This window comes from Pseudoxanthomonas sp. 97-1-1, assembly GCF_057773125.1.
This window is the reverse complement of record NZ_JBYMTJ010000004.1, coordinates 577,788-583,787: the sequence shown is the minus strand read 5'-3', so window position 1 is coordinate 583,787 and position 6,000 is coordinate 577,788. Positions and strand designations below refer to the sequence as shown.

Below are 6,000 nucleotides of genomic sequence, written 5' to 3'. Positions count from 1 at the left end.
AGGTGTTAGAGCGCTATGGGGTTCTGGGATCGCCCAATCATCTACATACAGGTCTATCCCGACCACCTGATGGCCCGCGTACTAGGCGGGGAAAGGTCCATCCGTCGAGACTGTCATGCTCTGGATAACCGCAGAGGGCCGGTCGAGGACTTCTCGCGCATTCGCCTCCTGCTGAAGGAGATGGTTCGCGAGCTGGCGCCTGGCTTCTCACTGCGTAGGCCGACCGCATTGATGCACTTTATCCCTGAGCATTACACTCCCAGCCAGGAAGAGCTGGAGCAGTTCAAGCGTACCGCGGAGCGTGCAGGAGTATCCTTCTGCTGGATGTCCAAGTGGGAAACACCACACACGGACAAAGAGCTGACAGATTTCTTCGGCGCGCTCTAACAATTCGTTCAAGCCGAACCCGCTTCGCGGGTCGGCTTAACTCAAGGTGTTATACGTGGGTGAGGCTTTGATCGTTGTCGGCTTCGGTTGCAAGTCGATCGTGCGGGGTCCGCGGCTTCCTTTGCTTCACTCGACTTCGGGTAAATCGCTCTCGCGCCGCGCGGCCTACGGATGATTGGCTGGCTCGCGGACCGGCGTCGCTATCGGCTTCGGTCTTTACCGGCCCCGCCCTATTACGGGCTGGCGGCGAGTGATTTCCTGCTCCCGGATGCTCCGGACCCGTTGCAGGGCGCGGGCTTCGGGCTTACCTTGGCGCATAACAATTCATTCAAGCCGAACCCGCTTCGCAGGTCGGCTTAATTCCGGTGTTAGCGCTCATGGTCTCTATCATCCGCACGTTGACCTTTTCTTCGCTAGCCCTGCTCTTGGCGGCTTTGCTCTTGCCATTCGAGCGCCCCATGACCGTGAGTATCCCGCTAGATCAACCACCCCCAATGTGGGTCCTCGGCGCCGCTTTGCTGCTTGGCGGCTTTGCGATTGGAGCAGTGGCTTCGGTAGGCCTCATTCGACTCAAACGGTGGGGCCGACTACTCGCTACAGCCGCATCTGCTCTTGTCCTCTTAGCTGTGTGGCTTCTAGCGCAATCGCCGCTCGCAAGCCATATAGGTAGCTTTAGTACTGCGCTCTTCGCTGTTGGGGCACTAGCCTGGCTGTGTGGCGTCGCTCTGTCCTACCATCCGCTTGTGGCGCCACGCTTCCAGGCATGAGCGCTAACAATTAATTCAAGCCGAACCCGCTTCGCGGGTCGGCTTAATTCAGGTGTTAGGCGCCAACCAAGCTAATCACTATGCAAAGTCTCGCTGATATCGCAACTGACCTTCTGTGTGCAGTTACTTTCCAGCCCTCGGGTGGCCACGACCCAGAGGAGACTGCCGCACTAGAGCAGGATGCATGGCAGACACTAATTCATGGCCTATCGCCTGAGGAGCTTGCGGCAGTTCAGACCAGTGTTCGCCGTGCCATCACCGATCTCGAGTCTCGTCCATCAGACACGCTACCGGAGCACCTCCAAGGAAAGCTTGCGATACTTAAACAGTTTCTAGACGGCGAGCTTCAGTGAAGGCCCTAGAGTGTAGCTCTGGCTTCGGCAACAATCTGGCGCCTAACAATTCATTCAAGCCGAACCCGCTTCGCGGGTCGGCTTAATTCCGGTGTTAGGCCCCGTATGAAAGATCTTCCCGATCTGGAGAACTCATTACGACAAGTGATCTCGGTCCAAGATGCATACCGAGTCATGGAGCACTTCGTCAGCGCATATCTCGCGCGCGGCGATACGTCGGTGTCGGACTTTCTGTTCTGCTACGCGGGCCTTACTGCTCCCGGCCAAACAACCGATCCGGCTGCCATCCACGACTTCCTTGAGTCGACCAGGGCTGTAGCAGCACAATCCCCACCGGGCCCCTACGGTACCGGGGCCTAACAAGTCATTCAAGCCGAACCCGCTTCGCGGGTCGGCTTAATTCTGGTGTTAGACCCCAGGAGATTTCTATGTCGAGCTTTGGGAGTTGCTGTAGCGACATGCAGGATGCGATGACATCACCACCCGAAAAGCTGCTTCGGGTTGAGGGCAATGGCATCCTGTACTTGTCTGTTGGATATGCCAATACAGACCAAGGTGTCGGCTGGTTCGATCAAGCTGTTCTGTTCTGCCCCTTCTGTGGTACGGCTCTCCAGTCCCACGCAGAGATACTGCGCCGTGCTGGGGCCTAACAGTTCATTCAAGCCGAACCCGCTTCGCGGGTCGGCTTAATTCTGGTGTTAGGTGCCATGGATAGCGTCACTACAGAATTGGCTAAGAGCTTTAGTGATCTCCCCACTGCTCCAGCAATGTCTCTCCGTGGCGGAAACGCTCTAGACAGCTACGACGCGGCGCCCGCATTTGACCCCGAGACAGACAGAGTCACGCCTGAATACCTTGAGGCGCACCATTGGGGTATCTCGCACTTAGACAATCAGTCCTGGCGCTTCTATCTGCCTCATTTGCTTGGTCACGCCTTACAAAACATGTCCAACCCCACATCGAGCGCTACGGACACCTTCCTGTTCTCGCTTCGGCCACCCGATCGTGATCCGCCTCGCTTCGGCTCGCTATCCGGCACCGAGGAGCAGGCGGTAGTGGCCGTGCTCGACAAGCTCGCCTTCTCGGAGGAATCGGTGTGGCGGGAGCCAGCTATGATCGCGCTTGAGGAGTATTGGGCACCGGGGGCCACTTACCGGTGAGCTGGCTGGCACCTAACAATTCATTCAAGCCGAACCCGCTTCGCGGGTCGGCTTAATTCAGGCGTTAGGCCGTAGGATGCAGACACTCAACCTTCCTCAAATCTACGACCGGGGCCTTGCTGACTTCTCGGCATTGATGCCTTTGGAGCGGGACGTATTTGTGGTCCACGACCTCAATCTCTATTACGAGATGGAGGGCGGCTTTGAGGATTACTTGCTGAGTGGCGGGCACACCGCGGAACTTGAATGGCTCACCGGCACACTTCAGCGCGCCCAAGACCAAGCGTCTGCGACCATCCTCATTCAACTCATGGCCCTAGCCGAGCACGACCGCGAGCAAATGGGCGCGCTCTGCGACCACTTCTACCACCTCATGGAGTCGCGCTGGGAGGCCGTCGAGCGCTATCTTCGCCAGCAAGGGGCGGCGGTAGCTTGGTGAGCTGGCTGCGGCCTAACAATTCATTCAAGCCGAACCCGCTTCGCGGGTCGGCTTAATTCAGGTGTTAGGGCCCATACCGAGCATGCCGCAACCGATCACTCTCGATCAGATTTTTGGCGCCTTTGTGCGCCAAGACTCTCTCGAGGAAGCGGCCTTTGACATGGCTGCTCTTGCAAGGCGACACCCGGAACTCCTTGAGGAGATAGGGGCCGCACTCAGACAGGCTATCCACTCCAACGCTGGCGACGAGCCATCGGTTGTTGACGCGGTTCATTGCAGTGGCTACTACGTAGCTGACGCAGCGGAGGCCAAGCAGTACTGTGTAGAGCTGCTGGAGCTATTCCTTGGCCATATTGCAAATGGGCCTTAACAAATCATTCAAGCCGAACCCGCTTCGCGGGTCGGCTTAACTCCGGTGTTAGACCGCATGACAGAGTTCACTGAAGATTGGCCTGATGATGCGGATGGCGGCGTATTCCGCAAGCTCGCTGCCAATGCCTTCGATTTCTCCAAGCAGTACTTCGTCGACTACAACGTGGATTTCGAGAGCTGGCCCCCTCAAGCAGCCGCCCTCGATCTTCTTCGGGCACTGTATGGCGAGCTTGGCCTGTACCCGCCTGACGAGCTCGGCGACGGTTATGTCCAATTCCAAGTTCTAGGCAAGGTCTCGTACGAGGGTGTGACATCAGTCCAGCGCCAGGCTAGCGCGGCAATGGAGCAGTTCGGCGGCGTTTGCGAGTCTTGGGGAGTCATGCACTAATGCGGTCTAACAATTCATTCAAGCCGAACCCGCTTCGCGGGTCGGCTTAATTCTGGTGTTAGGGCGCATAGATGCCGTCATGCATGCTCAGAGTTTCAGGATCAACAGCCAAGGTCCGCAAGTTCCTTGCTGCGTCATCGATTCAACCAGCCCGAGTCTTCTGGAAAGGCGAACCAAGCATCCTTAAGAGCCGCGGCCCCATTGAGACTTCTGGCTTTAACATTGAGCTGTCTTCCGCTGAAGGCTTATCCGCTCAGTCAACGCAAGCAGCTAAGTTCATCCGCAGGCACAAGAGCGACATTCTTCTCATTAAGAGCCTAGGGTTCTCTTCGGCCACAATCGACTTCGGCTTGTATGACCTGGCTACGGAGGATCGGCCGTGGCCGTCCTACCGGCTTTCAACCGCTATCATCCAGCTAGCTGCTGAGTTGGGTTGCAACATCGATCTCTCGTTCTATGGGGTGCCGGCGGATGCGCCCTAACAATTCATTCAAGCCGAACCCGCTTCGCAGGTCGGCTTAATTCAGGTGTTAGGCCCTTGACCAGCTCCTTCCACTGCTCAATATGCGGCGTCGTGATTGCCAGCGATCTGGCGCCGCTGCCCGTAGGCGTTTCCCTCAACCAGAAGGACGGAGAGGATTTATTCTCCCCTGGCTACTTTGTGGTCTCGGACGGGGAGTTTGAGCCCGAGTGCCCTGGTGACTTTCTGGTCAATCTCAGAGATCTTCAGCACACTCAGCACCACCAGGATGGCTCCAGGCTCAATGGCTGCTGCGGCCTCGATGGTTTAGACGGTTTCAACTTGCTGTGCTCCAACGGCCATGAGATCGGCACAGAGCGCAGTGACTGCTGGCTCCCTCATCATGCCGTCTTGGCTTGCGGCGAGATCAGGCGGGCCTAACAATTCATTCAAGCCGAACCCGCTTCGCGGGTCGGCTTAATTCTGGCGTTAGGCCGCACATGTCAGAGATTGATCGCACCAAGCAATGGATCATGCTTTTGGTCGGCGTGCTATTCGTTCTCTATGGAGGGTCTCGTGCACTCGCATGGCTGTCGTCTGGCTTTCCTTCATTCGAGATGAGGGGGGTCACTTACACTGGCTGGGTTGCTGGATTTTGCATAACCGCTTTCGGTCTAGCGGGAATTTTCATGATAGCTTCTGGCGCTCGAAATCTGCGGCCGTGGCGGTAGTGCGGCCTAACAATTCATTCAAGCCGACCCCGCTTCGCGGGTCGGCTTAATTCCGGTGTTAGGCCCCGAAAGAGACATCTAAGATGGTCGGAAAATTCTTGAAACGTGGCGCGATCGTTGACGTCATCAAAAGCCAGGAGCGCACCAATGCCATCCAAAAGCGGGACGGGCTTTCCAAACACCCGGTTCGCTTTACTACTTGCGGCTGCCCTGATCCAGATTGTGGGGGCTGGCATGCAATTGAAACTGATCGCACTCTCCCGACAGAGGCTGATTGCGATGAGGCAATTCGTTCACACAACAAGGCTCGCAGATCCCGTAAACGGATCGGGGCCTAACAATTCATTCAAGCCGAACCCGCTTCGCGGGTCGGCTTAATTCCGGTGTTAGGCACCATTCCATGCATCTAGGCGATCCAAAAGCTATCCGCATGATTCAACTCGCTGACGCGGCAATTGACGCTGCTCAGAAGGCGCAATCATCGGCAGCTACCGCCGGACAGACTTGGCTGGTCGAGGACTGCGATCTCACCATCGCCAACTTTCGCGCCATCCGTGAGCAGGCTGCTTCTGGCCGTCTCCCACCCAGTAAAGGTGCAGGTCTCGGCATCACTCGCGCACTAGGAGAGTTTGGCGTTTCAACGGAGCTCTACGCGGCTGGCCAAGCTCTAGAGAACTACTACCAAGACGAGTATGGTGCCTAACAATTCATTCAAGCCGAACCCGCTTCGCGGGTCGGCTTAATTCCGGTGTTAGACCTCATGGGAGTTCCATGGACGTTGATGGATTACAGTCTGAGCTTCAGGAGTTGGTCTCGGAATTTGGTAGGCGCCCCTATGCGTTCTTCACTATTCTGGGTAGCTCAGACGAGTCCGGCCTGGATTTGTACACGCAGAACGAGCGCTGGGCCTTCGTAAAGTCTGAGACGTGGCACAGCCTCAACC

The 6,000-nt window shown here is 56.9% G+C and carries 6 protein-coding genes; all 6 read left to right on the top strand.

Annotated elements, in window-relative coordinates:
• Positions 1-15 precede the first annotated feature (15 nt).
• Positions 16-387: a hypothetical protein gene (locus AC3DET_RS17870; RefSeq protein WP_446539538.1), complete on the top strand. Its 372-nt coding sequence runs from the start codon at positions 16-18 to the stop codon at positions 385-387.
• A gap of 1,827 nt (positions 388-2,214) precedes the next feature.
• Positions 2,215-2,667 carry a DUF6714 family protein gene (locus AC3DET_RS17865; RefSeq protein ID WP_488392496.1) on the top strand — a complete coding sequence of 151 codons (453 nt, stop codon included), beginning with the start codon at positions 2,215-2,217 and terminating at the stop codon, positions 2,665-2,667.
• Positions 2,668-2,743: 76 nt separating this feature from the next.
• Entirely contained in the window at positions 2,744-3,106 is a 363-nt protein-coding gene (locus AC3DET_RS17860) for a hypothetical protein (protein WP_488392495.1), read from the top strand.
• A gap of 427 nt (positions 3,107-3,533) precedes the next feature.
• Positions 3,534-3,866 (top strand): ribonuclease E inhibitor RraB, encoded by a 333-nt coding sequence (locus tag AC3DET_RS17855; protein WP_488392494.1) that lies wholly within the window; start codon positions 3,534-3,536, stop codon positions 3,864-3,866.
• 538 nt (positions 3,867-4,404) lie between these two features.
• Positions 4,405-4,767 carry a hypothetical protein gene (locus AC3DET_RS17850; protein WP_488392493.1) on the top strand — a complete coding sequence of 121 codons (363 nt, stop codon included), beginning with the start codon at positions 4,405-4,407 and terminating at the stop codon, positions 4,765-4,767.
• Positions 4,768-5,457: 690 nt separating this feature from the next.
• Positions 5,458-5,760, top strand: coding sequence for a hypothetical protein (locus AC3DET_RS17845; protein WP_446539542.1), 303 nt, complete (start codon positions 5,458-5,460; stop codon positions 5,758-5,760).
• The last annotated feature ends 240 nt before the right edge of the window (positions 5,761-6,000 follow it).

Excerpts from the sequence above, each read along its gene's own strand:
- AC3DET_RS17870 (WP_446539538.1), top strand. The coding sequence starts at position 16 with ATGGGGTTCTGGGATCGCCCAATCATCTACATACAGGTCTATCCCGAC.
- AC3DET_RS17865 (WP_488392496.1), top strand. The coding sequence starts at position 2,215 with ATGGATAGCGTCACTACAGAATTGGCTAAGAGCTTTAGTGATCTCCCC.
- AC3DET_RS17860 (WP_488392495.1), top strand. The coding sequence starts at position 2,744 with ATGCAGACACTCAACCTTCCTCAAATCTACGACCGGGGCCTTGCTGAC.
- AC3DET_RS17855 (WP_488392494.1), top strand. The coding sequence starts at position 3,534 with ATGACAGAGTTCACTGAAGATTGGCCTGATGATGCGGATGGCGGCGTA.
- AC3DET_RS17845 (WP_446539542.1), top strand. The coding sequence starts at position 5,458 with ATGCATCTAGGCGATCCAAAAGCTATCCGCATGATTCAACTCGCTGAC.